Here is a 25,894-nt window from a genome sequence, read left to right as displayed (position 1 = left end):
TCCGCGGGCCCGCCGGGCGGAGCTCCCGGCGGGACGGGAGGATCCGCCCCGGCCCGTTACCCTGATGGGCATGCCCTCCGCCAGCCGACGAGCCCTCCGGGCATTCGCGACCTTCGTCCTCGTCACCACCTTCGCGGGCGACATGTGGCGGAACAGCCTCAGCTGGTGGGGCTTCAGCGCGATCGCGCTCGCCGTGCTCATCACGAGCATCACCCTGCTCGTGCGCGCCCGACCGCTGCCGCGCCTCCGGGTGCTCCCGGTGCCGTTCCTCGCCTTCACGGGCCTGTCCGTGCTGTCGATCGCCTGGTCGCAGTACCGGCCGGAGTCGGCGCTCGGGGTGATCATCCAGCTCGCCACGTCCACGGCGGCGCTGATGCTCGTGGTGCTGCTCTCGTGGGCGGAGATCGTCCAGGCGCTGGGCCGGGCGCTCCGCATCATCCTCGGGCTGTCGCTGGCCTTCGAGCTGTTCATCGCGGTCGTGGTGCGCCAGCCCGTCATGCCGTTCTTCACCGACTACGGCCCGCGCGCGCCCGCCGCCTTCGCGTGGACGCGCGGCGAGCTGCTCCTGGGCGGCCGCATCCAGGGCGTCGTCGGCAACGCCAACCTCCTCGCCATGGTGGCGCTGCTCGGCCTCATCGTCTTCGCGCTGCAGTTCGCGGCGCGCACCGCGGACCGCCGGACCGCCGCCGTGTGGATCGCGGTGGCCCTCCTCACGCTCACGCTCACGGGCAGCTCCACCGTGCTCGTCGCGCTCATCATGACCGGCGTGGTCGCCGTGCTCGCGGTCATCGCGCGCCGGGTGGGCATCCGCGGACGGCTCGTGCTCGCCGGCGGGGTCGTGGTCGCCGCGGCCGCCGGCGCGGGGATCGTCGTCACGCGCACGGCCGAGGTCTTCGAGCTGCTCGGCCGCTCGCCCGACCTCACGGGCCGCTTCGAGATCTGGGAGTCGGTCATCGGGCTCGCGCAGCAGCACCCCGTGGTCGGCTGGGGCTGGATCGGCTACTGGGCCCCCTGGATCAAGCCGTTCGAGGGCCTCGCGGTGCGCAGCGGCGTCACGTACCTCCAGGCCCACGACGCGTACCTCGACGTGTTCCTCCAGCTCGGCGCCGTGGGCGCGCTGGTCTTCGTCTGCCTCATCGTCACGACGTACATCCGCTCCTGGTGGGCCGCCATCGACCGCCCGCAGCACCGCCGCGACCGGGTCGAGCCGTACAGCGCGCTCGCGCTCGCGCCGCTGCTGCTGATGACCGCGCTCGTCGTGCAGAGCCTCGCCGAGAGCCGTCTGCTCTACGAGGGCAACTGGCTGCTCCTCATCGTCATCGCGATGGCCACCCGCTCGGGGATGATCGCGCGCGAGGACGTGCCCGGCCCGGTCGACTCCCGCCGGCCGCCCGTCGCCGCGGGTGCGGTCGCCGACGCGTCCCGCCTGCCCGCCCCCGCCGCCAGCGCCCCCGCGGTCCCGGCCGATCCCGGCGTCGCCTGACCCGCGTGGCCGCCCGGTGCCCCGTCGACCTCCCGTGAGGGACGCCGCATGACGCTGCCCGCGCGCCTGCCGCTGCCGGAGCGCCTCCCGGAGCTGCTCGGGTCGGCGCGCTTCTCCGCCGCCCTCACGCACTGCGTCATCGGCACCGCCGTCCTCTCGCACGCCGTCCGCGCTACCATGGGCTGGCCCGGGCTCATCGGCATCGTGTCCGCCCTCGTGGCGATGGCCGCGGGATCGCTCGTCGCCAAGCGCGGGGACTGGGAGTGGCGCGGCCTCCTGCCCGTCTCGCTCCTGCTGCTGGTGGGCTGGTGCGCCGCGACGCTGCTCTGGACCGCCTATCAGCCGGACGCGGTCGCCGGCGTGCTGTACCTCGCCGCGTCCGCGTTCCTCGCGGTGTACGTGGGCGTCGTCCGCGACCTGATCCAGATCGTGCGCGCCGTCGGCGACGTGCTGCGGCTCGTCCTCGCGTCGTCGCTCGCGCTCGAGGTGCTCGCCGGGCTCCTCATCGACGGCCCGATCCCGTTCCTCGGCATCCGCGGCGCCCTCGGGCGCCTCGGACCGATCCAGGGCCTCCTCGGCGAGCGCAACGCCCTCGGCGCCCTCGCCCTCGTCGCGGCCGTGACGTTCGCGGTCGAGCTGCTCACCCGGTCCGTGTCGCGCGGGCGCGCCGTCGCCTCCCTGACCGTCGCGCTCCTCGTCGCGTCGCTCACGCGCTCGTCCGTGATCCTCGGCACCTTCCTCGTGCTGGCCGTCGCCTCCCTGGCGGTGTTCGGCCTCCGGCATCTCGCGCGGCAGGCCCGGCCGCTCGCGAACAGCGCGGTGCTGGTGCTGGCCGCCGTGGTCGCGATGCTCGTCGTCGCCTTCCGCTCCCCCGTGCTGCAGGTCCTGCAGGCCCGCCCCGACTACCTGCAGCGCGTCGCCCTGTGGCGCGAGATGCTGCGCCTCATCGACCTCAACACGATCGAGGGCTGGGGCTTCGTCGGCCTGTGGCGCCGCGACGCGTACCCGTACACCGCCCTCGACCTCGTGAGCCGCGGCGCGCAGGAGAACGCCCGCAACGCCTACCTGGACCTCTACCTGCAGGCCGGGCTCGTCGGCCTGGTGCTCTTCGCCGCGTTCTGCGCCCTCGCGCTCGGCCGCTCGTGGGTGCTCGCGACCACCAAGCGCGGCGTGGGCTACGTGTGGACCGCGCTCGTGCTCGTCGTGCTCGTGGTCGTGTCCCTCGGGGAGAGCGTCACGCTCGTGGAGTGGGGCTGGGTGCTGCTCGTGATCTGCGCGGTCAAGGCCGCGCAGGGCCGCAGCTGGCGCCACGGCCTGCCCGCGCAGCCCCTGCCCGCCTGAGCGGACGTCCGGGCGCGGAGGCGCATCCGGTCGGGATCAGCGGACCGCCTCGTCGCGCGGCCGGCGGAACGAGAAGAACTTGTGGCCGGTGTACGTGGCGACCGTGATGACGATCGTCACGAGGATCTGCGCCACGATCGGCTGCAGCGGCGTCGTCTCCACGACGAGCGGCAGCAGCAGCATGTTGGCGAGCAGCGGCACGAGGTTCACCAGGGTGTACCGCGAGAAGTCCGGGATGAGGTTCCCGCTCACCTTGAAGACGAGCTTCCGGTGGAGCGTGAACGAGATCGGCAGCTGCACCGCCCACGCGATCACGAGCACCACGGGGTACGGGATCGCGTGCCCCCAGAGCAGGTAGAACAGGGCGAACCACGCGGTGCCGATGACGGTGTTGAAGCCGCCCACGAGGAGGAACGCGATGCGCTCGTCCTTGATCAGGCGGAGGAGGATGCCGGGCGGCGGGGTCTCCTCGCGGCGTGCGTCGACGTCGAGGTCGTGCTGGTCCATGCGCTCTCCTCCTCGCACGGCGAGCACGACCGCCGAGGGGCCGCGCCGCGTCCTTCCGGTGCGGCCCCCACTGTATCCGGCGTCGGCTCGACGTCCGGCGTGACGGGTCAGGCGTCCGCGCCGACCGCGATGCGGGCGACCGCCGCGTCGCGCAGGGTCGTGATCGTCGGCGACGACGTGCCCGCCAGGGCCACGAGCCGCGCCCAGGAGGTCACCGGCTTCGCCTGGCCGCCCTGGAGCAGGAACACCGTCGAGTCGGCGATGCCCTTCACGAACACCGGCCCCTGCACGGTGCCGCCGGTCGCGTCGAGCGCACGGCACGTGGTGGGGACCAGATCGGTGACGGGCAGCCCCGTGGATCCCGGGTTCGCCACCGCGACGACGCGCCCCTGCGTGGCGAGCGACGTGACCCCGCCGCAGCGGACCAGCAGCGAGAGGTTCGCCGTGGATCGCGTGTAGCCGTCGAGCGTCTGCGCCGCCACGTTCGCGAACGACGTGCCGAAGCCGAGCTCCTGCGTCACCGCGAAGGACGGGACGCCCACCTTGCTGTTCAGCCCGTTGATCAGGTACACGTCGGCTCCCGCGGGCGACTTCGCCAGCGTCCCCGGCTCGAGCGCCGTGTGGCCCGTCGCGTAGCGGCTCCCCACCGATGCGCGCATGGTGGCCACGAACGGCGACGCGCCCGAGTTGAGCCCGACCAGCGCGGACCAGCTCGAGAGCGGGTACTTGACGCCGCCCTCGAGGAGGTAGGCCGTGCCGCTGCCGGGCAGGACGAAGTACGCGCTCATGTTCCCCGCCGCGGGCACGGAGGCGAGCTGACCCGGATCCAGGTTCACGGCGTCGCCGCACCCGTATCCGTAGTCGCCCACCAGCGCGCAGGACGTGAAGGGATGGCGGCGGTCGCCCTGCACGAGGCTGACGGTCCCGTCCGACGGATCCCGCACGAGCTCGGACGCGACGTTCCCCGTGGCCAGCGCGTCGAGGTAGGAGCGGGAGACCGTGCTGATCCCGCCCAGCGCCGACAGGTTCTGGAACACCGCGAAGTCGGTGATCGGGTGCTTCTGCCCGCCGCTGACGAGGTAGACGCTGTCGTCCGTGGCCGTCTTGACGAACGAGGACACCGGGCCGTCCGACGTGCTGCCGAACCAGTCGGTGTAGAGGCGCCAGAAGTTCCGGTTGCCGTAGGAGGAGCAGGAGTCGCCCGTCCCGTAGAGGTTGGCCAGCGCCGCGGAGTTGGGGCGGTACGGGGTGTAGATGTAGAGGCCGGCCGTCGCCTGGTTCCGGATCGTCACCTGCGACGAGCCGCAGGCCGCGTTCGGGTGCCACAGGATCGTGTTGACCCGGCCGGCCTGGTAGTTCCAGCGCGTCGGCGTCGACTGGTACACCTTGAACTGGCGGGCCGCGTTGTAGACCTGGTTGAAGAAGCCGTAGTAGGTGGAGTCGCATGCCGCGGTGTCCGGGCAGCCGTAGCCGGTGGCGCTGCGGAACTGCCGATCCGTGGGCGTGCTGTCGGTGACGAGGCCCTGCTCCTTCTCGAGCAGCACGAGCAGGGCGGCCTGGCTCACGCCGCAGGCGCGGCCGACCCAGTAGACGACGTCCGCCGCGCTCATCCGGGAGGCCTGCAGGCTGGAGCACCTGCTGTCCCCGTCGCGCGCGGGGGTGTCCTGCACGTAGTTCGTGAGGCAGACGTAGCCGGACGCGCACCGCGGCACCCGGGCCTGCAGGAAGGTCTGCACGTCCCGCTGGGACATGACGGCCCCGTCGAAGAACTTCGCGTCGCTGATGATCATGCCGGGGTCGAAGTCGGCCCCGGATGCGGCCTGCGCCGGCTCGGCGGGCCCCCCGACCACGCCCGTCCCCACGAGCCCGACGCCCAGCGCCACGGCCCAGACGGCCAGGCAGGCGATCAGCCGCGATCGTCGGCGCGCGCGCCGGTGGTCCACCCCGTTGTCGTCCACTGACATCCCCTCGCGTACTGCGTGAGATGCGATTCTCACACACGGGGGAACCCCGTCCGAGCGCGGAGGGGGCGGGCTGCCCTCAGTGGACACCCCGCCGCCCGCGCGTGCGGACCGGCTAGCGCTGCCCGCGCCCGCTCTCCGGCTGGTCGACGCCGAAGGTGCGCGCCCACGATTCCGGGCTGGTGATGGTGGGCAGAGCCGCGCGGTACGCCGCCTTGAGCTGCGGCCAGCGGGCGAGGATGCGCCAGCGGAGCACGAGGCTCGTCCACAGCATGCGCCGGAACAGCGCGGGATCCCGACGGTGGAGCAGGGCGGCGGAGCCCTCCGCGTTGGACACGAGCACGCTGTCGAAGGAGGGCACGACCCACCACCGCGCGTCCTCGAACGAGAGGTGCGCCTCCGGTCCCCGGCTCGCGGACGCGCTCAGCGGCGAGAACGCGTGGCGGGCGACCGTGCGCGCCAGCCAGGCCAGGCGGATGATGCCCGCCGGCGCGGTGCCGCTGACGCGGCCGTGCGGCTTGTCGGGAGCCACGATGTCCGGCAGCGCGGCGCGGTCCTTGATCGGCATCCCGTCGCTGAAGCCCTTCGCGAGCTCCCTGGTGCGGGCGAGGCGCGTGACCATGTCCTGGTGCAGGCCGCGGGGCCCGCGCAGGATGTTCCGATACGCCTCGTGGCGCGCCGCGAGCGCGAAGTACTGCATCGACACCAGGTGACGCACGTCGGTGGCGAGGTTCGCCGTGAGGAACCGGCCGCCGCGCTCGTACGGCGAGTGCAGCAGGGCGGCGATGAGCCGGTTGCGCGCGTGGAAGAACGCCTGCCAGTCCTGCGAGTCGTCCTTGTCCACCCAGGAGACGTGCCACACGGCCGCGCCCGGCAGCGTGACGGTCGGCACGCCGACCTCCTTGGCGCGGAGCGCGTACTCCGCGTCGTCCCACTTGATGAAGACGGGGAGCGACAGGCCCACCTGCTTGATCGTGGAGACGGGGATGAGGCACATCCACCAGCCGTTGTACTCGGCGTCGACCCGGCGGTGCATCCACCGCGTCTGGCGGAGGTTCGACGCGCTGAAGTCGTGGCGCGTGGGCGTGACGGGGCCCCACATGAAGTTCCACATGTCGAAGCCCTCGGCGTACGCGTGGAGCTTGCTCTTGTCGTACATGTCGAACATGTGGCCGCCGACGATCGTGGGCGTGCGCGCGTAGTCGGCGAACTTCACCGCGCGGCGGATGCTCTCCGGCTCGAGCGTGATGTCGTCGTCCATGACGAGGACGTAGTCGCTCGCGCCCTCCTTCAGCGTCTCGTACATGCCGCGGGAGAAGCCGCCGGATCCGCCGAGGTTGGCCTGGTCGATCACGCGGAGCTTCTCGCCGAGGAGCTCCTGCGCACGCGGGAACGCGGGCTGGTCGGCGACCTTCTGCGTGCCCTGGTCCGTGACGTAGACGTGGTCCAGGAGCGCCGCGACGTCGGGCTTCTCGCCGATGTCCGTGAGGAGCTTCACGCAGTACTCGGCGCGGTTGAGCGTCGTGATCGCGATGCTCACCGATCCCGCGGCGCCCGTCGTGGGGACGGTGCCCTCGGGGGCGTACCAGCCCGCCTCGACGAGCGCGAAGTCGGCCTCCTCGCCCATCAGGTCGAACCAGTACCAGCCGCCGTCGGCGAAGTAGGTGAACGGCAGCTCGAAGCGCGAGGTCGTGGGACCCGACACCGACGCGCCGTCGACCTTCTGGATGACGCCCCGCGCGTTGGAGCGGTACACGATGACCTGTCCGCTGCCGGTCGTCTCGACCTCGAGCACGACGCCGTCGAGGCTGGTGCTGGAGCGCCAGTAGGACGCGGGGAACGCGTTGAAGTAGGTGCCGAACGAGACCTTGCGGCGGTGCGGGACCCGGAAGCCGCGGTCGCCCGTGATGGCGCTGGTGATGCCCATGTCGCTGAGGCGGACGACGGCCTTGTCCGCGTCCGAGTCGACCACGCGCAGCGGCGAGCGGCGGCGCTTCTGCGGCGTCACGGGGATGCTCGTCCAGTAGTCGGCGTCCACGTAGAGCGGGAGGATGTCCGGGTCGTGGTCGGAGGGCAGGATGACGCGCTGGATGAGGTCGAGCTGCACGGGGGCGCCCTGGTCCGCGGCGGCCATCAGGAGGCGTCCTTCGCGAGGACGGGCTTCAGCTTGTTCTCGTACATCGAGAGCGCCGCGCCGATGGCCATGTGCATGTCGAGGTACTGGTACGTGCCGAGGCGGCCGCCGAAGAAGACGCCCTCCTCCTGCTTCGCGAGCTCGCGGTACTTGAGGAGGCCCTCGCGGTCGGCCGCGGTGTTGACCGGGTAGTACGGCTCGTCGTCGCCCTCGGCGAAGCGCGAGTACTCGCGCATGATGACCGTCTTGTCCGCGGGCGCGTCGCGCTCGGGGTGGAAGTGGCGGAACTCGTGGATGCGCGTGAACGGCACGTCGGAGTCGGCGTAGTTCATGACGGGCGTGCCCTGGAAGTCGCCGACCGGGAGCACCTCGCGCTCGAAGTCGAGCGTGCGCCACGACAGCGCGCCCTCCGAGTAGTCGAAGTAGCGGTCGATGGCACCCGTGTAGACGACGGGCACCGTGCCGACGACCGACGCCCGGTTGACCTCCTGGGTCTCGTCGAAGAAGTCGGTCTCGAGGCGCACCTCGATGTTGGGGTGGTCGGCCATGCGCTCGAGCCAGGCCGTGTAGCCCTGCACGGGCAGGCCCTCGTGCGTGTCGTTGAAGTAGCGGTTGTCGTACGTGTAGCGCACGGGGAGGCGGCTGATGACCTCGGCGGGCAGGTCCGTGGGATCCGTCTGCCACTGCTTGGCCGTGTAGTCGCGGATGAAGGCCTCGTAGAGCGGGCGCCCGATGAGGGAGATGCCCTTCTCCTCGAGGTTCCTCGCCTCGCCGGCGTCGAGCTCGGAGGCCTGCTCGGCGATGAGCTCGCGCGCGGCGGCGGGGCCGTGCGCCGAGCGGAAGAACTGGTTGATGGTGCCGAGGTTGATCGGCAACGGGAAGACCTCGCCCTCGTGCTCCGTGTAGACGCGGTGCACGTAGGGCGTGAAGTCCGTGAAGCGGTTGACGTACTCCCACACCGTCTCGTTCGAGGTGTGGAACAGGTGCGCGCCGTAGCGGTGCACCTCGATGCCCGTCTCCGGGTCCATCTCGCTGTACGCGTTGCCGCCGATGTGGTCGCGGCGGTCGATGACGAGGACCTTGAGGCCCAGCTCCTCGGCGACGCGCTCCGCGATCGTGAGTCCGAAGAAACCGGACCCGACCACTACGAGATCAGGGCTCATGGCACATTCCTTTGCTGGGGTGGCGCCCGACGGGCGCTCGACGGGACTGGTCAAGGGTAACGGGGGATCAGGCGCGGGCCTGGGGGACCGTCCGGTCGCGCGTGATCAGGCGGCGGTACAGGCCCCGGCGCACGGCCTCGGGGATGAGGCGGTAGCTGCCGCGGACGAGCACGTTGCGCGCCGCCTGCGCGGGCGACGTGAACCGGCGGCGGCGGAACTCGCGCTGGAGCCGCAGCTCCGCGCGCAGCTGGGCGACACCGCCGCGCCGGGCGTAGGCGCCCGCGCTCACGCGGTACATCACGAGCGGGTCGGGGAGGTTGTCCACCCGGGCGCCCGACTGGATCATGCGGGCGAAGAGGTAGTAGTCCTCCATGAGGCCGAGCGGGAGGTACCCGCCGGCGCGCCGCACGGCCGCGCGGCGGTAGACCACGGTGGGGTGGTTGAACGGGTCGTGGAAGCGGGCGTACCGGGAGATGGCGTCGGCGCCGACGGGCGGGGTGCGGCGGCCGCCGATGGTCCCGACCTCGTCCGCGAACTCGTACATGCCGGTGCCCACGAGGTCGAGGCCGCCCGAGATGAGCGCGAGCTGGCGGGCGAAGCGCTCGGGGAGGCTGATGTCGTCGGCGTCCATGCGCGCGACGACGTCGTGCGCGCACGCGTCGAGGCCGCGCTCCAGCGCGTGGGCGAGGCCCATGTTGCGCTCGAGCCCGACCGTGACCACCGGGACGGGCGACGCGTCCGCGAGCTCCGCCATGGCGTGGGCGAGCTCCGCGGACACCGGGCCGTCGCGGACGACGACGACCTCGTCCGGTCGGAGCGTCTGGTCGTCGACGCTGCTGCGGAACGCCCGGCGGAGGAACTCGGGGCGGTCGCCCCGGTACACGGGGAGGAGGAGGGAGAAGGGCTCGGCGGGCATGCGCGTCCCTCCTGCTGCGTGCGCAGCGTCGCGTGTGACGGTGGCCGGACGCAGCCGAGACGGGCTCGGGCGTCGAGCCGCCGAGTCTACCCGGGGGCGGGCCGCAGCCATCGTGGCGCGCGGGGAGCCGGGGAGGAGCCCACCGCTCCGGCCGGCCGTCCCGGCCCGTCCGCGCCCGTCCGCCCCCGGGCCGTCGCCTACCCGGCTGGTAGCATCGACCCCCGTGCCCTCACTCGAATCCCCCACCCGGAGCACGCGGCAGGACACGCCCCGGCGCCTGACGTCCGCGCTGTCCGTCGCGGCCGCCGTCCTCCTCTTCCTCGTGACCCAGGTCGGGATGCTCGTGCACCGCGCACCCAGCGTGCTGACGTCGTTCCGCGACTACTTCGTGTACGACCAGCTCTCCTACCTGTCGATGGTGGTCAACTTCGCGCGCGGGGACTTCGCCTCGGTCGAGCCGTTCACCGAGTCCGGCCGCAACACGTACCCGCACCTCTACTACCTCGTGCTCGGCGCCGTCGGCCACCTCACGGGGATCGGGCCGGTCACGGCCTGGAACGTCGTCGGCACCCTCATCCAGGCGGGCCTCGTGGCGGCCATCGCCATCGCCTGCATCCGGGTCTCGGGCCGCGCGTGGACCGGCGTCCTCGGCTTCGCGCCGCTCATGCTCGGGACGTTCGCCTGGACCTCGGGCCCGGGCGCGTGGTTCTGGCAGATGAGCTCGCACGCCGTCCTCTGGGGGCCGTTCGGGGTGCTGTTCACGCTGAACGGCGAGGCCGCCGCGCTCTCCGTCGCCGGCATCGCGTTCCTCGCCGCCCTGGTGCCCACGCTCCGCGGGTCGTCCCGCCGCTCGCGCTTCGTCACGCTCGTGCTGGTGGGCGTCGTGGTCGGCGGCCTGCTCAACGTGCACGTCTACGCGTTCCTCGCGACCGTCTTCCTCTCCTTCTACGTGGTCGCCGCGTACGCCGTGCTCGAGCGCCCTCGACGGCGCCTCCTCGTGCTGTCCGCGGTGCTCGTGCCGGTCTCCCTCGCCCTCGCGGTCGTCGTCGCGGGGACCGTCGGGCCCCTCCCCGCCTTCGTCGTCGGCCTGGTCCCCACCGTCCCGGGGCTCCTCGCGACCATCGGACGCACCCGGGGACTCGCGCTCGTGCCCATGGGCGCAGCGCTCCTCGCGACGATGCCGCAGATCGTGACGACCGTGCTCGCGTCGGCGGCGGGAGACCCGTTCCTCTCCTACCGGGTCGCGTCGAGCAAGGACCTGGGGGTGGCCCTGCCGCTCGGTCCCCTGGCGGGCGCCGCGCTCCTCCTGCCGCTCATCGTGATCCTCGTCGCGGGCATCCGCGCCCGGCGCACCATCTGGATCGCCTACGCGTCCGGCGCGATGCTCGCCTGGGCCATGACCTCGACCAACGACCTGTGGCGCGCGAACCAGGAGCCCTACCGGCTCTGGATCGACTCGTTCCTGCTCATCGCCGTGACCATCGTCCCCGTGCTGCTCGACGTCGCGGTGCGGACGCTCCGCCCTGTCCCGGAGGACGGCGCCGACCGCCCCGCCCCGCGTCGTACCCGCGCCGTCGTCGCGGCGGCCGCCGTCGTGATCGTGGCCGTCGGCGCCGCGAGCGCCGTGGACTGGGCGCGCTTCTTCATCGCCGGGCGCGGCACCGGGCAGATCACGTTCCAGGAGCCCGCGGACCGGGCCATCCGGGACGTGACCGCCGACGTCACGGAGGGAGCCGTCGTGGCCGGCCCGTGCCTCGATCCCCAGATCGTGAAGATCGACTCCGGCCGATCCGTCGCGCACTACAACCTCGGGATGGCCTGGCCCCAGGACAAGGGCGCGGTGGACGCCGCGCGGGAGGCGCTGACCGCCGGTCGCGTCGACCCGCAGGCCACCGAGGCCGCGGGCATCCGGTGGTACCTCGCCCTCTCGGAGTGCACGGACGGGGTGGACCCCGCGGAGGTCCCCGGGCTCGTGGAGGTGGCACGGGAGGTCTACGACCCGTCGACCGGCGCGGCGGCCGTGCTCTACCGCATCGACATAGGCTGAGCCGCGCACCCGGCGACGCCCTGCGACGCCCTGCCGCCCACCACGACACGCTTCCGACGAGGGACTCCCGCACGTGACAGCAGACCAGCACCAGACGCCCGCGCCGCTCGTGAGCTTCATCCTCCCCACCTTCAACGAGGAGGGGAGCATCGACGTGTTCACGCGGACGCTCCACGAGGAGCTGGACGCGGCGCAGCTCGGCATGCGCTTCGAGTTCATCTACGTGAACGACGGGTCGGCCGACGGGTCCCTCGAGCGCCTCCACGCGCTGGCCGCCGCGGACGACCGCGTGCAGGTCATCGACTTCTCCCGCAACTTCGGGCACCAGATCGCGGTCACCGCCGGCCTCGATCACGCCTCGGGCGACGCGGCGGTCATTATGGACACCGACCTGCAGGATCCCCCGCGCGTCGCCGTCGAGCTCATCCGCCGCTGGCAGGAGGGCTACAACGTCGTCTACGCGCAGCGGCGCACGCGCAAGGACTCGCTCTTCAAGAAGGCCACCGCGGGCGCGTTCTACCGCACGCTCGCGCTCGTCGCCGAGATCGACATCCCCCGCGACACCGGGGACTTCCGGCTCATCGACCGGAAGGTCATCGACGCCGTCAAGCGTTTCCCGGAGCGGAACCGCTTCCTCCGCGGCATGGTGTCCTACGTCGGCTTCCGGCAGACGAGCGTGCAGTTCGACCGCGACGAGCGCCACGCGGGCGTCACCGGCTACCCGCTGCGGAAGATGATCAAGTTCGCCGCCGACGGGATCCTCGGCTTCTCGACGTTCCCGCTGAAGCTCATCCAGCTCGTGGGCCTCGTCGTGTCGGCGCTCAGCGCGCTGGCCGTCGTGTACGTCCTGGTGAGCCGGGCCATCGACCCGTCGAGCGTCGTCCCCGGGTGGACGTTCACCGTGATCGCCATCCTCTTCGTGGGCGGCGTGCAGATCATCATGCTCAGCGTGCTGGGGAGCTACCTCGGGCGGGTGTACGCCGAGGTGCAGAACCGGCCGCTCTACCTCGTCGCGTCGCACGTCGGCCGCCCCGCCGATCCCGCCGACGGCACGGTGCGGACGGCCTCCTCCGAGGTGCCCTACCGCCGCGACTGAACGGGCGGCGTCAGCGGCCGGCGGATCCCTCGAGGCGTCGGATGCCGGCGGTGATCTCGCCGAGGCCGTCGAGCACCTCGTGCGCGGGTCGAGGAGGGCGGGCGAGCCCCTGGCGGACGCCGTCGACCAGGCCGCGCAGGAGCAGCCCGCGGTCGCCGGAGCGGGCGATCGTGCGGGTCCAGCTGACGAGGGCGGCCCCGGCGTAGAGGACCCGCTCGGCGGGCGACAGCGCTCGGGAGCGCAGCAGCATCCAGATCTTGTTGCGGACCTCGAACACGAACCGGGCACCGGGATCCACGTCGGTCGACCCGAACGTGCGCGTGCGGTGCTCGACCGTGCTGCCGTGCACCAGGTACCCGCGCCCCCGACGGAGCAGCCGGGACGAGTACTCGAAGTCGTCGTTCCAGAGGAAGTAGTCGGCCATCGGCAGCCCGTGCGCGCGGATGGCGTCGGCCTCGATCATCATCGACACGAACGACGCCGTGCGGACGGGCGTGCAGCCGTGCTCGGCGGCACGCGCGATGCTCCGGCGGCTCGCCGACGGCCTCGTGCGCGGCGTGTTCATGGGATGCGGGCGCCCGTCCGTCCAGCGCACCGCGGACGCGAGCACGACGGTGCCGCGCGGGGCGGCGGCGCGGGCGCGGAGCAGCTCCTCGAGCGCGGTGGGATCCGGCACGGTGTCGTCGTCCATCAGCCAGACGAGCTCGGCGTCGTGCGCCGTGAGCGCGCGCTCGATGCCGGCCGTGAAGCCGCCCGCCCCGCCGGTGTTCGTCGGCAGCGTCGTGAGGGCCACGTCCGGGAAGCGCTCGCGGATGACGTCGGCCGAGCCGTCCGTCGAGGCGTTGTCGATGACGACCACCTCGTGCAGCCGCGCGGTCTGCGCGGCGAGCGCCGCCAGGGTCTCGACCACGAGGTCGCGCCGGTTCCAGGCCACGACGACCGCGACGACGCGCGCCCCCGCGTCCACGCCCGCTCCCCCGCTCACGCGCGCTTCCGCGCCCGCCGGCGCAGGAGCGCCCAGACGACGATGAGGACGAGCATGAGGATCCCCGAGCCCAGCTGGACCTGCCACCCGGGGCTCCAGAAGGAGACCGTGACGGTGCGGCCCTCGTCCGCCGCCGTCACGTCCACGCCGAGGAGCATGTCGTCGACGGGATCCGCGGAGAGCGTGCCGCCGTCGACCTGGTAGCCCGGCCAGGGGATGAGGGACAGGGCGACGCGCCCGCCGTCCGCCGGCACGGAGTCGATCCGGAAGGTGGTGCCCATCGGATCCTGGTGGAGGACGGTGGCCGACGTGCCCGCGGAGGTCCACGCGATGCCGCCGGCGCCGGCGACGGGCTGGTCGCGCACGATCGTGCGCGTGTGCGGGGTGTCCTGGACGACGTGCCACCCCTCGGGGACGACCGTCCAGTCCGCGGACGGCACGGCGCGCGAGGAGTCGAGGCCGCGCTGGATCTTGACGATCTGCACCGTGCTGACGCCCAGCAGGTCGACGAGGTCGGTCCCCGTCTCCGAGCGCTGCACCGGCTGGAAGAGCTTCTCGTAGAGCTGGCCGCAGGTGAAGCCGTTGTACTGCATGCAGACGGCCTTGGAGTAGCCTGGGTAGTAGACGGACGAGTAGGCGTTCTGCACCGGCTTGCCGGTGATGTACCAGGAGTTGCCGGCCAGCGACTCGTCGTAGAAGTCGTCGTCCGACCAGCCGACCACGAGGACGTCGCCACGCGAGTCGGGCAGCTGGGTCGAGTACTCGACGACGTCGGAGGGCAGCCAGTAGCTGGTGAGCGGCGAGGCCGGCGAGAAGGCGTGCTGCGGGACGAGCGCGACGAGGGTCCCCGCGACGGCCATCATCGCGAGCCCGCGGGTCACCCCGCCGGCGTCGCGGGTGCGCACGACGCGCCGGAGGAGCGGCAGGGCGGACACCCGGCCGAGGTCCGCTCCCGCGACTCCCATCGCCACCCCGACGAGGACGGCCGACACGAGCATGCCGACGACGATGGCGCGCCACTCGCGGGGCGCCTGCAGGCCCATGAGCGCGCCGGTCGCGACGACGATGAGCAGGGCCACCGCGAGGTGCCGCCGCGTGACGACGGTGCGTCGTGCGCGGGACAGGCCGAGCGCCAGGATCAGCAGGACGGAGCCGGCCACGAACGGGAGGACCCGGACGGGGAAGCGCAGCGGGCCGATCTGGGACGGCGCGCTCACGGCGACGAGGGCCACCACGGCGATCACGACGAGGCTCGGACGGGAGCGCAGGAGGCGGCCGAGCTCGCGGGGCCGGATGAGCACCACCAGCGGGAGGAGCCAGGAGATGTAGGTGAGCGGGGAGCCGGGGAACTGGCTCCCGTACGTCTCCATGAACGGCCCGCCCGTCGGGATGGCCGAGATGGCGAGGTCGCTGAGGTCGACGCCGAGGAAGCCCGTGTTCACCACGCCCTCGTTGCGGCCGGACACCGACGCGGTGAGCAGGCCGGGGAGGTGGACGACGATCGTGAAGAGGCCGGCGACCGTCGACGCGGCGAGCGCCCGCCAGATCGCGCCCCGGTCGCGTCGCAGCACGGCCTCGAAGAGGATGGCCGCGAGGGCCGCCGCGAGCATGAGGGTCGTGGAGACGTACCCGATGCCGATGAGCAGCAGGGAGGCCGCGATCCCGCCGTACGGCGTGCGGTTGAGGAGGACGCTCCGCCGGGTGAGGCCCACCGCGAGGGGCCACCAGCACCAGGCCATGAGGCCGTTCACCCAGGACGGTGCGTCGTAGAAGAGGGTGAAGCCGGCCAGGGGCGCGGCCGTGGCGACGACCGCGGACCAGGCGCGGGGGATGCCGTAGCTGCGGGCGAGGACGAAGAAGCCGGCCGATCCGATCGCCAGGCACGCGAGCTTCACGATGGTGGAGTACAGGGCGGCGTCGAACAGCACGTGCGAGCCGAGGCCGATCAGCCAGATGAACGGGCTGTAGATGCCCCAGGCGCCCTCGGCCTGGTAGTTGCCGGACTGCCAGACGGTCGGGTTGAGCAGCGACCAGTTCCCCGACATGAGCCGGTCGCCGATCTCCCACCACTGCCCGAACGCCCCCGCCTCCGTGTCGTTCACGAAGTAGTACCGGCGGAAGAAGAGCATCGGGATGATCGCGCCCGCCACCGTGGCGGCGACGGCGGCCGTCGGCCACAGGAGCTTGCTGCGCATGTTGAGGAGGTGTCCGTTCGTCGTGTGCGGCCCGGGACCGGCGGGGCTGGTAGGGCGCGACTCACCCTAATGCCTGGCTCCCCGGCGGCTCGTGAGGACGGACCCGCTGCGGGCGACCGCCTCCCCGATCGCGCGCGGGCGCCGTGAGAGGATGGCCCCCGTCCGCACGCGCTCCGCGGTCGCCCACGGTCCCCGTCGCACGTCGACGTGCTCGGTGGGCAGCGACCCGAGCGCGTCCCCTCCTGCATCGCCGAAGGAGAGCCCCGTGGCCCCACGCGTCTCGATCGTCATCCCCGCCTACAACAACGCCGACTACCTCCAGGAGACGGTCGACTCCGTGCTGGCGCAGACGTACGACGACTTCGAGGTCGTGATCGCGGACCACTCCTCCACCGACGGGACCTGGGACGTGATGCAGCGCTACGCCGACGACCCGCGTGTGCGCCTCCTGCGCACCGAGGCGGGCGGCGGGGCCCTCCGCAACTGGAACCGCGTGAGCCAGGAGGCGCGCGGCGAGCTCGTCAAGCTCGTCTGCGGCGACGACCTGCTCTACCCCACCATCCTCGAGCGCCAGGTGGCGGAGCTCGACGCCTCCCCGTCGGTCGTGCTCGTGGCCTCCCCGCGCGACATCGTGGACGCGGACAGCCGGCCGATCGTGCGCGACCACGGCGTCGCCGGAGCGCGCCTCGCGATGTCCGGCGCCCAGGCCGTCCGGCGCACGATCCGCTCGGGCACCAACATCTTCGGCGAGCCCGGCTGCGTGCTCATGCGCCGGGCGGACCTCGAGGCCGTGGGCTGGTGGGACTCCCGCTGGCCCTATCTCATCGACGAGACCACGTACGCCAAGGTCCTGCTGCGCGGCGACTTCGCGTCGGTGGGCCCGAAGGCCCTCGCCGGCTTCCGCATCTCCGACTCCCAGTGGAGCGTGCGCCTCGCGGGCGAGCAGGCAAGCGCGGCCGCGGGCTTCCACCACTGGGTGCTCGAGGAGCACCCGCACGTCGTGTCCCGCGCCGACGTCCGGCTCGGCGACCTGATGGCCCGCGCGAAGGCGCTGTCCCGCCGCCTCGTGTACGTCTACCTCGGCCGGCGCATGTCGCGGTCGGCCCGGGACGCCGCGTGAGCGCCGCCCCGCCCGCGGATGCCGCCCGGGCCGCGTTGCCGCCCGACCACTCCATCTCGGTCGTCATCCCCGTGTACCAGGGCGAGCTGACGCTCGAGGCGCTGCTCGCGGAGATCCAGCCGTTCACGGTGCCGCAGATCACCCGCGAGGGCCACAGCTACGCGGTCACCGAGGTGCTGCTCGTCTTCGACAACGGGCGCGACGGGTCCCCCCGCGTCATCCGCGACCTCAAGCGCCTGCACCCCTTCGTGCGGCCCATCTGGCTGAGCCGCAACTTCGGGCAGCACGCCGCGACCCTCGCGGGCATGGCCTCCTCCGGGGGCGACTGGATCGTCACCCTCGACGAGGACGGGCAGCACGACCCGGGCTTCATCCCCGACATGCTCGACGTCGCCATGCGCGAGCTCGCCTCGGTCGTCTACGCGAAGCCCACGAACACGCCGTCGCACGGCCTCCTGCGCAACGTCGCCTCCCGCGGCGCGAAGGTCGTCCTCAACGCCATGTCGTCCGACCAGGACGCGGAGCAGTTCCAGAGCTACCGTCTGATGCTCGGCTCGGTCGGCCGCAGCGTCGCGGCCTACGCGGGCTCGGGCGTGTACCTCGACATCGCGCTCGGCTGGGTCGCGAACCGCGTCTCCACCTGCCCCATCACGCTGCGGGACGAGGGCGAGCGCCAGTCCGGCTACTCGCCGCGCCGCCTGTTCTCGCACTTCTGGCGCATGGTGCTCTCCAGCGGCACCCGGGGCCTCCGCGCCGTGAGCGTGCTCGGGGCGCTGTTCCTGGTGGTGGCGCTGATCTTCGTCATCGTCATCGTCGTCAGCCGCCTCACCGACTACTCGGTCCCGGCGGGCTGGGCGTCGACGATCGTCACGATCCTCGCGTCGAGCGGCATCATCCTGTTCTCGCTCGGGATCATCGCGGAGTACGTCGGCGTCGCCGTGGGCATGGCGCAGGGCCGTCCCGCGTACCTCATCGTGCGCGACCCGCTGGACGGGCCGCACGGCCGGCCGGCGCGCGGACACGTGTGACCGCGCCCGTCCCGGTCTGGATCATCGGCGCGCGGGGCCTCCTCGGCGCGTCGCTGGTCGACGCGCTGACGGCGGACCCCCGCTGGGCGCCCGTCGCCGCGGATCCGCTCCCCTGGGCGACCGCGGACGAGGCCGTCATGCGCCGCGCGGCGCGCGTCGGCGCCGCACGGCTCCTCGAGGCGGGGCGCGCCGCCGGGCGCTGGGCCGTGATGTGGTGCGCCGGCGCGGCCGTCACGGGCAGCACGCGCGCGCAGCTGGAGCACGAGCTCGCGCAGCTCCACGCGGTGCTCGACGAGATCGCCGTCGCCACCTCGGCCGCGCCCGCCCCGGGCGGCGCACTGTTCTACTCGTCGTCCGCGGGCGGCGTCTACGCGGGCGCCGCGCGCCCGCCCTTCACGGAGGCCTCCGAGCCGCGCCCGCTCGCGCCCTACGGCGAGGCGAAGCTCCGGGCCGAGGGCCTCGTGCGCGCGTTCGGCGAGCGTGCCGGGGTCCGCACGCTCGTCGGCCGCATCGCGAACCTCTACGGTCCGCGCCAGGCCGTCGGCAAGCCGCAGGGGCTCATCACGCAGCTCGCGCGCGCGAACCTCTCCCCCACGCCCGCGTCCATCTACGTGCCGCTCGAGACGGTGCGCGACTACCTCTACGCCGACGACTGCGCGGGGCTCGTCCGCGACGCCACCGCGCGCCTGCTGTCGCTGCCCGCGGACACGCACGTCGTGAAGATCATGGCGTCCGGGCAGCCCGTCACCATCAGCGCGCTCCTCGGCCACTTCACGGCGCTCGGCAAGGCGCGCCCGCACGTGATGCTCGGGCTGTCGCCTCTCGCGGGCTACCAGGCCGTGGACCTGCGCCTCCAGAGCGTGGTCTGGCCGGACCTCGACGAGCGCGACACGATGCCGCTGCCCGCCGGGATCAACATCACGGCGCAGGCGCTCATCTCGGGCATGCAGTCCGGCGAGCTCACCCCGCGCTGACGCGGGACGGCGCGCCCGGCCGGCGTGCGGCTACGCCTCGAGCAGGGTGACGAGGTAGCGCCCGTACCCGCTCTTGATGAGCGGCCGCGCGAGCTCCTCGAGGGCGTCCCGGTCGATCCAGCCGGCGCGGTACGCGATCTCCTCGATGCAGCCGATCTTGAAGCCCTGGCGGTCCTCGATGACCTTCACGTACTCCGAGGCCTGCATCATGCTCTCGAACGTGCCGGTGTCGAGCCAGGCGGTCCCGCGGTCCAGCACCTGCACGCGGAGGCGGCCGGCCTGGAGGTAGTGGTCGTTGACGGCCGTGATCTCGAGCTCGCCGCGCTCGCTCGGCTGGATGCCCTTGGCGATCTCGACCACGTCGTTGTCGAAGAAGTAGAGGCCGGGCACGGCGTACGCGCTCTTGGGGGCCGTCGGCTTCTCCTCGATGGAGAGGGCCGTGAAGTCGTCGTCGAACTCGACGACCCCGTACGCCGTGGGATCCGCCACGTGGTAAGCGAAGATCAGCGCGCCGTCGATCTCGGTGTTCTTCCGCAGGCTCGTGCCGAGGCCGGCCCCGTGGAAGATGTTGTCGCCGAGGACGAGCGCCACGGAGTCGTCGCCGATGAACTCCTCGCCGATGACGAACGCCTGCGCGAGGCCGTCGGGCGAGGGCTGCACGGCGTACTCGATGCGCATGCCGAGGTGCGATCCGTCGCCGAGCAGGGCCCGGAACTGCTCGTTGTACTCGGGCGTCGTGATGATGAGCACCTCGCGGATGTCGGCCATCATCAGCGTCGACAGGGGGTAGTAGATCATCGGCTTGTCGTAGATGGGCATCAGCTGCTTGCTGATGCCCTTCGTGATCGGCCAGAGCCGGCTGCCGGAGCCGCCGGCGAGGATGATGCCCTTCATGGGTCAGCTCACCTTCTGCGAGTCGTGGAAGGCGCGCATGTCCGACCAGGTGGGGAGGAGTCCGGCTGCCGCCGCCTCGGCGAGCGTGGGGGCGTCGGTGTCCTTCGGGGAGAGCAGCGGCTCGCCGGCCTCCTCGGGGAAGACGAGGCCGATCTCGGGGTCGAGCGGGTCGATCCCGTGCTCGGCCGAGGGGGTGTAGACGTCGCTCACGAGGTAGGTGACGGCGGCGTCGTCGGTGAGGGCGACGAAGCAGTGCCCGAGGCCCTCCGAGAGGTAGACGGCCTTGTGGGTCTCCGTGTCGAGCCGGACGCTGTCCCACTGCCCGAACGTCGGGGATCCGACGCGGATGTCCACGATGAAGTCGAGCACGGCGCCCGAGACGGCCTTCACGTACTTGGCCTGCCCGCGGGGCACGTCGGCGAAGTGGATGCCGCGCACGACGCCCCGCTTGGAGACGCTCATGTTGGCCTGGCGGAGATCGAGGGGGTGGCCGACCGCCCGCTCGAGCTCGTCGAACCGGTACCACTCGAGGAACACACCCCGGTCGTCGGTGCGCTGGACGGGGGTGATCTCGTAGCCGTCGGGCACGGCGAGCTCTCGGATCTGCACGCCTCCGAGTCTAGCAACGGGGCGGTCAGCGGCCGGGGCCGCCCTCGCCCCGCGGACGGCGGAAGGAGAACCAGCGGTGCCCGGCGTAGCTGATGAGCGTGATCGCCACCACGATGAGCGCCTGCGCGACCAGGCGCGGCACGCCGGCCGCAACGAGCAGCGGCAGCGACACCGCGTTCAGCGTGATGGACACCGCGTACACGGAGACGAAGCGCGCGAGGTCCCGCAGCACGTGTCCGCGCACGCGGAACACCAGGTGCCGGTACAGCACGAAGGCCACGAGAACGGCCACGGCGTAGCTGCCGCCGAGCGGCACGAGGGATCCGAGGACGGGGTGGCCGGCGTCGTCGAGGGCACGGCCGGCGGTCGCCGCGAGCCCCGCGAACAGGAGGAAGGCGAACGCGGTGTTGAAGCCGCCGACGAGGAGGAACGCGACGCGCTCGTCGCGGAGGAGCGCGCGGATGCGGGAGGCGGCCATGCACGCATCCTCCCGTCCGCCCGCCGAGCATCGGCCGCACGACGCGCCGCCTCCCCCGCACGGGGACGTGGCCCCGCGAGCACCCGCGGGTACACTCGGGGCGGTCCGCCCTCGATCTCCGCGGCCGCTCCCCGACGCCGGATGCCCGCCCGGCGCCTCTACCGAAGGACGTATCCCCCATGAGGATCCTCGTGACCGGCGGCGCCGGATTCATCGGCTCCAACTTCGTGCGCCACGCGCTCTCCGACGACTACGCCGGGCTGGAGGGAGCCGACGTCGTCGTGCTCGACGCCCTCACCTACTCCGGCAACCTCGAGAACCTGGCCCCCGTCAGCGACTCGCCGCGCTACACGTTCGTGCACGGAGACATCCGCGACGACGCGGTGCTCGACGAGTGGATCCCGCAGGTCGACGCGGTCGTGCACTTCGCCGCCGAGAGCCACGTCGACCGCTCGGTGCGCGACGCGAGCATCTTCGTGGAGACCAACGTCCTCGGCACGCAGAAGCTCCTCGACGCCGCGCTCCGGCACGACCTCACGCGCTTCGTGCACGTCTCCACCGACGAGGTGTACGGATCCATCGCGGAGGGCTCGTGGGACGAGGAGCGTCCGCTCGAGCCCAACTCCCCCTACTCGGCGTCGAAGGCCGGCAGCGACCTGCTCGCCCGCTCGTACCACCGCACGCACGGGCTGAACGTGTCCATCACGCGCTGCTCGAACAACTACGGGCCGTACCACTTCCCCGAGAAGGTCATCCCGCTGTTCGTCACGAACCTCATCGACGACGTGCACGTGCCGCTCTACGGCGAGGGCCTCAACATCCGCGACTGGCTGCACGTGGACGACCACTGCCGCGGCATCGCGCTCGTGCTCGTGCAGGGCGCGCCCGGCGAGATCTACAACATCGGCGGGGGCACCGAGCTCACCAACCGCGAGCTCACGCAGCTCCTGCTCGACGCCACCGGCCGCGACTGGTCGTACGTCGACCGCGTCGAGGACCGCAAGGGCCACGACCTGCGCTACTCCGTCGACATCTCCAAGATCCAGCGCGAGCTCGGCTACGCGCCGCAGGTGCCGTTCGAGCAGGGCCTCGCCGACGTCGTGCAGTGGTACCGCGACAACCGCTCCTGGTGGGAGCCGCTGAAGCAGCGCGCGGAGCTGCCCGCGTGAGCCGCGTCCTCGTCACCGGCGGGCGCGGGATGCTCGGGCAGGACCTCCTGCCCGCGCTCGCCGCGCACGAGGTGACGGCACCCGCGCGCGCCGACCTCGACATCACCGACGAGGCGGCCGTCCGGGCGGCCGTCGCCGGGCACGATGTCGTCGTGAACCTCGCCGCGTACACCGCGGTCGACGCCGCCGAGGAGCACGAGGAGGACGCGCGGGCGATCAACGCGACCGGCGCCGGGATCGTCGCCCGCGCCGCCGCGGAGGCCGGCGCCCGCATCGTCCACGTCTCCACCGACTACGTCTTCGACGGATCCGCCACCACCCCCTACCCGGAGGACACCCCGCACGCACCGGTCTCCGCCTACGGCCGCACCAAGGCCGAGGGCGAGCGCCTCGTGCTCGCCGGCCACCCGGAGGGCGCGAGCGTCGTGCGCACCGCGTGGCTGTACGGCGCGGGCGGTCCGTCCTTCCCGTCCACGATGCTGCGTCTCGCCGCATCGCACGACACGGTGTCGGTCGTCGACGACCAGCGCGGCCAGCCCACCTGGACGGTCGACCTGGCGGCCCGCATCGTCGAGCTCGTCGACGCGGGGGTCCCGGCCGGCGTGTTCCACGGGACCGCGTCCGGCGAGACGACCTGGCACGGGCTCGCGCAGGCCGTGTTCGCGGCGGCGGGCCTCGATCCCGCGCGCGTGCTCCCCACCGACAGCGCGTCCTTCGTGCGCCCCGCCCCGCGCCCCGCGTACTCGGTGCTCGGGCACGACGCGTGGGCGCGCATCGGCCTCGCACCGCTCCGCGACTGGCGGGAGGCCCTGTCCGACGCCGCCGCCCACGGCGTGCTCCGAGCGGGCTGACGGCTACACTCGTGTCCGGTCCGATCCCGGACGCCGCAGCCGAACCCGCTCCGCACCCCGTGCGAGCCCCACGCAGTCCGAAGGGCACAACCGAAGTGTCGAGCATGACGAGTTCCCAGTCCCGGGAGTTCTCGAGGCCCGGGACGGGCGCGGGGCTCCTCGACGTGTACCGGAGGCGGTACCTCCTCTCCCTGCTCGTGCGCAAGGAGGTGCAGGTCCGCTACCGCGGCTCGGTGCTCGGCTGGCTCTGGTCGTACGTGAAGCCGGCCGCGCAGTTCGCGGTGTTCTTCGTGGCGATGGGGATCTTCCTGCAGCTCAACCGCAACCAGGTGAACTACCCCGTCTACCTGTTCTCGGGCATCATCCTCATCAACTTCTACACGGAGGCGTTCTCCAACTCCACGAAGTCGCTCGTGGACAACGGCGCGCTGATCAAGAAGATCTACCTGCCGCGCGAGCTCTTCCCGGTGTCCAGCACCTTCGTGGCGCTGGTCAACTTCCTGCCGCAGCTCGTCATCCTGCTCGTCGTGTGCCTCTTCGTGGGCTGGGCGCCGACGCCCGTGCAGGTGCTCGGCATCCTCCTCGCGATCGCCATCATCGGCACGCTCGCCATCGGCCTCGGCATGCTGTTCGGCGCCGCCAACGTGTCGTTCCGCGACTCGCAGAACTTCGTCGAGCTCATCGTGATGGTCGTCGTGTGGGCCTCCCCCGTGCTCTACCCGTACGCGCAGGTCGCGAAGGTGCTGCCGGACTGGATGCTCGTCATCTACCAGCTGAACCCCGTCACCGCCGCGGTCGAGCTCTTCCACGCCGCCTTCTGGTACCCGACCACGGGCGGCACGGGCGAGCTGCCGCCGAACCTCTGGATGTACGGGTTCATCGCCCTCGGCGTCTCGCTCCTGAGCCTCCTGCTCGGGCAGCTCGTCTTCAAGAAGCTGGAGGGGCGCTTTGCCCAGGACCTCTGAGTCGGACGCGCTCCCGCGCATCATCGTCGAGCACGTGCGGAAGTCGTTCCTCCTCCGCCACACCCACTCCATCAAGGAGACCGTCATCGCGGCCGTCCGCCGCAAGCCCCTCGCCTCCACCTTCGACGCGCTGGACGACGTCAGCTTCTCCGTGCGGCCCGGCGAGTCCGTGGCGCTCATGGGCTTCAACGGATCCGGCAAGTCCACGCTCCTGAAGCTCATCTCCGGCGTGTACCAGCCCGACAGCGGCGAGGTGCTCGCCCGCGGCCGCATCGCCGGCCTCATCGAGGTGGGCGCGGGCTTCCACCCCGACCTCTCCGGCCGCGAGAACATCTACCTCAACGCCGCGATCCTCGGCATGGAGCAGCACGAGATCGACGCGCGCTTCGACCAGATCGTGGAGTTCAGCGAGATCGAGAAGTTCATCGACACCGAGGTCAAGCACTACTCCTCGGGCATGTTCCTGCGCCTGGCCTTCTCGGTCGCCATCCACACCGAGGTCGACATCCTCCTGGTGGACGAGATCCTCTCCGTCGGCGACGAGCCGTTCCAGCGCAAGTGCCTCGCGAAGATCCGCGAGCTGCACGACCAGGGCAAGACGCTCGTGGTCGTGAGCCACGACCTCGACATGGTCTCGGACCTGTGCGAGCGCGGCATCCTCATCCGGTCGGGCAGGGTCGAGTTCGACGGCCCGTCCAAGGAGGCCGTCGAGCGGATGCGCGAGGGCTGAGCCCGCCGCGCCCCTGCGCGCTCCTCCCCGGTTGCGGCCGCCCGCGCCGGTACGATGGTCCTCCCGCGGGCCCGCCCGACACCCGCGCGACATGGAGGATCGTGACCACCACGCTGCGCGTGATCATCGACCAGCTGACCGGGCCCATCCCCGGCGGCATGGGCCGCTACGCCGAGGACCTGACGAGCGCCGTCATCGCCGCCACCCCGAGCGGGTGCGAGGTCGAGGGCGTCGTCTCCGCCGTCACCCCCGAGCAGACCGCCGACCTCGAGCAGCGCCTGCCCGGCCTCGCCCGGATCACGCGCGTGCCGCTCCCCCGCCGCGAGCTGTCGCGCGCCTGGCAGCTCGGCCTGCCCACGCCCGGCACCTCCGGCATGGTGCACGCGCCGAGCCTGCTGGCGCCGCTGCGCCGCCACGACCGCGTGAACACGAACGACCAGATCGTCGCGACCATCCACGACGTCAACGCGTGGACCCACCCCGAGAGCATGACGAGCGCGTCCGTCTCGTGGACGAAGGCCATGGCGAAGCGCGCCCGCAAGCACGCGGACGCCGTGGTCGTGCCCTCGCACGCGCTGGCCGAGGAGCTGGCGCGGTTCGTCGACCTGGGCGACCGCGTGCGCGTGATCGGCGGCGCCGTCAGCCCCCGCATCGCGCTGCCCGAGGACCCGGACGCGCGTGCGGCGGAGCTCGACCTGCCGGCCGACTACCTCCTCACGGTGGGCAGCCTCGAGCCGCGCAAGGGGGTCCAGGCGCTCGTGCAGGCGCTCGTCCGCCCCGAGACCGGCGACCTGCCGCTCCTCGTCGTCGGCCCCGCGACGTGGGGCGACGTCGAGCTCGCCCAGGTCGCGGACGAGGCGGGCGTCGACCCGTCGCGCGTGCGCAGCCTCGGCTCCCTGTCCGACGGCGACCTCGCGGTCGTCCTCGACCGTGCCACGGTCTTCGTCCACCCGAGCCTCTCCGAGGGCTTCGGGCTGCCCGTGATCGAGGCGCTGTCGTTCGGCACGCCCGTCGTGCACTCGGACGCGCCCGCGCTCCTCGAGGTCGCGGCGGACGCGGGCGTCGTCGTGCCCCGGGAGGACGTCGACGGCTACCCCCTGCGCCTCGCCGAGGCCATCGGTGGCCTCCTCTCCGACACGGCCGCGCGCGAGCGGCTCGCGGTCGTGGGCCAGGACCGGGCGCGCGCGTTCAGCTGGCGCGACGCGGCCGAGAAGGTGTGGCAGCTGCACGCCGACCTGTAGCGGGTCC

At 72.3% G+C, this 25,894-nt stretch carries 22 protein-coding genes; 12 read left to right on the top strand and 10 right to left on the bottom strand.

Annotated features, from left to right (window positions below):
* Positions 1-70: 70 nt before the first annotated feature.
* A complete protein-coding gene (locus tag PED38_RS00790) occupies positions 71-1,483 on the top strand; it encodes an O-antigen ligase family protein (protein ID WP_254654526.1) in 1,413 nt (470 codons plus the stop codon).
* A gap of 48 nt (positions 1,484-1,531) precedes the next feature.
* Entirely contained in the window at positions 1,532-2,824 is a 1,293-nt protein-coding gene (locus PED38_RS00785) for an O-antigen ligase family protein (protein ID WP_270979137.1), read from the top strand.
* A 36-nt stretch (positions 2,825-2,860) separates the two neighbouring features.
* Here PED38_RS00785 and PED38_RS00780 read toward each other — a convergent pair whose 3' ends face one another.
* The 5 genes from PED38_RS00780 to PED38_RS00760 all read right to left on the bottom strand — a co-directional run bounded on the left by PED38_RS00780 (position 2,861) and on the right by PED38_RS00760 (position 9,505).
* Positions 2,861-3,331, bottom strand: coding sequence for a GtrA family protein (locus PED38_RS00780; RefSeq protein ID WP_063071716.1), 471 nt, complete (start codon positions 3,329-3,331; stop codon positions 2,861-2,863).
* Positions 3,332-3,438: 107 nt separating this feature from the next.
* Positions 3,439-5,295, bottom strand: coding sequence for a hypothetical protein (locus PED38_RS00775; RefSeq protein ID WP_254654525.1), 1,857 nt, complete (start codon positions 5,293-5,295; stop codon positions 3,439-3,441).
* Positions 5,296-5,407: 112 nt separating this feature from the next.
* Positions 5,408-7,426, bottom strand: a complete 2,019-nt coding sequence (locus PED38_RS00770) for a glycosyltransferase (RefSeq protein WP_063071715.1) — start codon at positions 7,424-7,426, stop codon at positions 5,408-5,410.
* Positions 7,426-8,589, bottom strand: coding sequence for a UDP-galactopyranose mutase (gene glf / locus PED38_RS00765; protein ID WP_063071714.1), 1,164 nt, complete (start codon positions 8,587-8,589; stop codon positions 7,426-7,428). The genes PED38_RS00770 and glf overlap by 1 nt, the downstream gene beginning before the upstream one ends.
* Before the next feature lie 67 nt (positions 8,590-8,656).
* Positions 8,657-9,505, bottom strand: coding sequence for a glycosyltransferase (locus tag PED38_RS00760; protein WP_270979134.1), 849 nt, complete (start codon positions 9,503-9,505; stop codon positions 8,657-8,659).
* A gap of 223 nt (positions 9,506-9,728) precedes the next feature.
* Between PED38_RS00760 and PED38_RS00755 the strand changes: the two genes are divergently transcribed.
* Positions 9,729-11,552, top strand: coding sequence for a hypothetical protein (locus tag PED38_RS00755; protein WP_270979133.1), 1,824 nt, complete (start codon positions 9,729-9,731; stop codon positions 11,550-11,552).
* A 73-nt stretch (positions 11,553-11,625) separates the two neighbouring features.
* Complete coding sequence (locus PED38_RS00750; RefSeq protein WP_063071711.1) at positions 11,626-12,648, top strand: glycosyltransferase family 2 protein; 1,023 nt, start codon at positions 11,626-11,628, stop codon at positions 12,646-12,648.
* A gap of 10 nt (positions 12,649-12,658) precedes the next feature.
* On the opposite strand, the gene PED38_RS00745 is transcribed toward PED38_RS00750, so the two are convergent.
* Together PED38_RS00745 and PED38_RS00740 are read right to left on the bottom strand one after the other, a co-directional pair.
* Complete coding sequence (locus PED38_RS00745) at positions 12,659-13,633, bottom strand: glycosyltransferase (protein ID WP_254654524.1); 975 nt, start codon at positions 13,631-13,633, stop codon at positions 12,659-12,661.
* Positions 13,630-15,828, bottom strand: a complete 2,199-nt coding sequence (locus PED38_RS00740) for a hypothetical protein (RefSeq protein WP_270979130.1) — start codon at positions 15,826-15,828, stop codon at positions 13,630-13,632. The genes PED38_RS00745 and PED38_RS00740 overlap by 4 nt, the downstream gene beginning before the upstream one ends.
* 265 nt (positions 15,829-16,093) lie before the next feature.
* On the opposite strand from PED38_RS00740, the gene PED38_RS00735 reads away from it, so the two are divergent.
* The 3 genes from PED38_RS00735 to PED38_RS00725 are packed head-to-tail and all read left to right on the top strand — an operon-like array spanning position 16,094 to position 18,950.
* Positions 16,094-16,948, top strand: coding sequence for a glycosyltransferase family 2 protein (locus PED38_RS00735; protein WP_063071707.1), 855 nt, complete (start codon positions 16,094-16,096; stop codon positions 16,946-16,948).
* Positions 16,945-17,976, top strand: a complete 1,032-nt coding sequence (locus tag PED38_RS00730) for a glycosyltransferase (RefSeq protein ID WP_217491914.1) — start codon at positions 16,945-16,947, stop codon at positions 17,974-17,976. The genes PED38_RS00735 and PED38_RS00730 overlap by 4 nt, the downstream gene beginning before the upstream one ends.
* On the top strand, positions 17,973-18,950 hold the full coding sequence (locus PED38_RS00725) for an SDR family oxidoreductase (RefSeq protein WP_270979129.1): 978 nt from the start codon (positions 17,973-17,975) through the stop codon (positions 18,948-18,950). The genes PED38_RS00730 and PED38_RS00725 overlap by 4 nt, the downstream gene beginning before the upstream one ends.
* Positions 18,951-18,980: 30 nt before the next feature.
* Here the strand turns inward: PED38_RS00725 and rfbA are convergent, their stop codons facing one another.
* Genes rfbA through PED38_RS00710 form a run of 3 tightly spaced genes read right to left on the bottom strand, consistent with a single transcriptional unit; the run spans position 18,981 to position 20,931 of the window.
* The gene (rfbA, locus tag PED38_RS00720; protein ID WP_270979128.1) at positions 18,981-19,844 is read right to left on the bottom strand and encodes a glucose-1-phosphate thymidylyltransferase RfbA; all 864 of its coding nucleotides are present in this window, start codon (positions 19,842-19,844) and stop codon (positions 18,981-18,983) included.
* A gap of 3 nt (positions 19,845-19,847) precedes the next feature.
* Positions 19,848-20,453 (bottom strand): dTDP-4-dehydrorhamnose 3,5-epimerase family protein, encoded by a 606-nt coding sequence (locus PED38_RS00715; protein ID WP_270979127.1) that lies wholly within the window; start codon positions 20,451-20,453, stop codon positions 19,848-19,850.
* 25 nt (positions 20,454-20,478) lie between these two features.
* Positions 20,479-20,931, bottom strand: coding sequence for a GtrA family protein (locus tag PED38_RS00710; protein ID WP_063071703.1), 453 nt, complete (start codon positions 20,929-20,931; stop codon positions 20,479-20,481).
* Positions 20,932-21,110: 179 nt separating this feature from the next.
* On the opposite strand from PED38_RS00710, the gene rfbB reads away from it, so the two are divergent.
* The 5 genes from rfbB to PED38_RS00685 all read left to right on the top strand — a co-directional run bounded on the left by rfbB (position 21,111) and on the right by PED38_RS00685 (position 25,887).
* A complete protein-coding gene (gene rfbB, locus PED38_RS00705; protein ID WP_063071702.1) occupies positions 21,111-22,100 on the top strand; it encodes a dTDP-glucose 4,6-dehydratase in 990 nt (329 codons plus the stop codon).
* A complete protein-coding gene (gene rfbD, locus PED38_RS00700) occupies positions 22,097-22,951 on the top strand; it encodes a dTDP-4-dehydrorhamnose reductase (RefSeq protein WP_270979125.1) in 855 nt (284 codons plus the stop codon). Before rfbB ends, rfbD begins: the two co-directional genes overlap by 4 nt.
* A 95-nt stretch (positions 22,952-23,046) precedes the next feature.
* On the top strand, positions 23,047-23,916 hold the full coding sequence (locus PED38_RS00695; protein ID WP_081235009.1) for an ABC transporter permease: 870 nt from the start codon (positions 23,047-23,049) through the stop codon (positions 23,914-23,916).
* Positions 23,900-24,646, top strand: coding sequence for an ABC transporter ATP-binding protein (locus tag PED38_RS00690; protein ID WP_063071699.1), 747 nt, complete (start codon positions 23,900-23,902; stop codon positions 24,644-24,646). The genes PED38_RS00695 and PED38_RS00690 overlap by 17 nt, the downstream gene beginning before the upstream one ends.
* 101 nt (positions 24,647-24,747) lie before the next feature.
* The gene (locus PED38_RS00685; RefSeq protein ID WP_081235007.1) at positions 24,748-25,887 is read left to right on the top strand and encodes a glycosyltransferase family 4 protein; all 1,140 of its coding nucleotides are present in this window, start codon (positions 24,748-24,750) and stop codon (positions 25,885-25,887) included.
* Positions 25,888-25,894 lie beyond the last annotated feature (7 nt).

The sequence above is a fragment of the Clavibacter sp. CT19 genome (assembly GCF_027858075.1).
Taxonomy (GTDB): Bacteria; Actinomycetota; Actinomycetes; order Actinomycetales; family Microbacteriaceae; genus Clavibacter; species Clavibacter tessellarius_A.
This window is presented reverse-complemented; position numbering and strand designations above follow the sequence as displayed.

Coding starts and splice junctions, on each gene's coding strand:
- PED38_RS00790 (WP_254654526.1), top strand. CDS start 71: ATGCCCTCCGCCAGCCGACGAGCCCTCCGGGCATTCGCGACCTTCGTC.
- PED38_RS00785 (WP_270979137.1), top strand. CDS start 1,532: ATGACGCTGCCCGCGCGCCTGCCGCTGCCGGAGCGCCTCCCGGAGCTG.
- PED38_RS00780 (WP_063071716.1), bottom strand. CDS start 3,331: ATGGACCAGCACGACCTCGACGTCGACGCACGCCGCGAGGAGACCCCG.
- PED38_RS00775 (WP_254654525.1), bottom strand. CDS start 5,295: ATGTCAGTGGACGACAACGGGGTGGACCACCGGCGCGCGCGCCGACGA.
- PED38_RS00770 (WP_063071715.1), bottom strand. CDS start 7,426: ATGGCCGCCGCGGACCAGGGCGCCCCCGTGCAGCTCGACCTCATCCAG.
- glf (WP_063071714.1), bottom strand. CDS start 8,589: ATGAGCCCTGATCTCGTAGTGGTCGGGTCCGGTTTCTTCGGACTCACG.
- PED38_RS00760 (WP_270979134.1), bottom strand. CDS start 9,505: ATGCCCGCCGAGCCCTTCTCCCTCCTCCTCCCCGTGTACCGGGGCGAC.
- PED38_RS00740 (WP_270979130.1), bottom strand. CDS start 15,828: ATGCGCAGCAAGCTCCTGTGGCCGACGGCCGCCGTCGCCGCCACGGTG.
- rfbA (WP_270979128.1), bottom strand. CDS start 19,844: ATGAAGGGCATCATCCTCGCCGGCGGCTCCGGCAGCCGGCTCTGGCCG.
- PED38_RS00710 (WP_063071703.1), bottom strand. CDS start 20,931: ATGGCCGCCTCCCGCATCCGCGCGCTCCTCCGCGACGAGCGCGTCGCG.
- rfbB (WP_063071702.1), top strand. CDS start 21,111: ATGAGGATCCTCGTGACCGGCGGCGCCGGATTCATCGGCTCCAACTTC.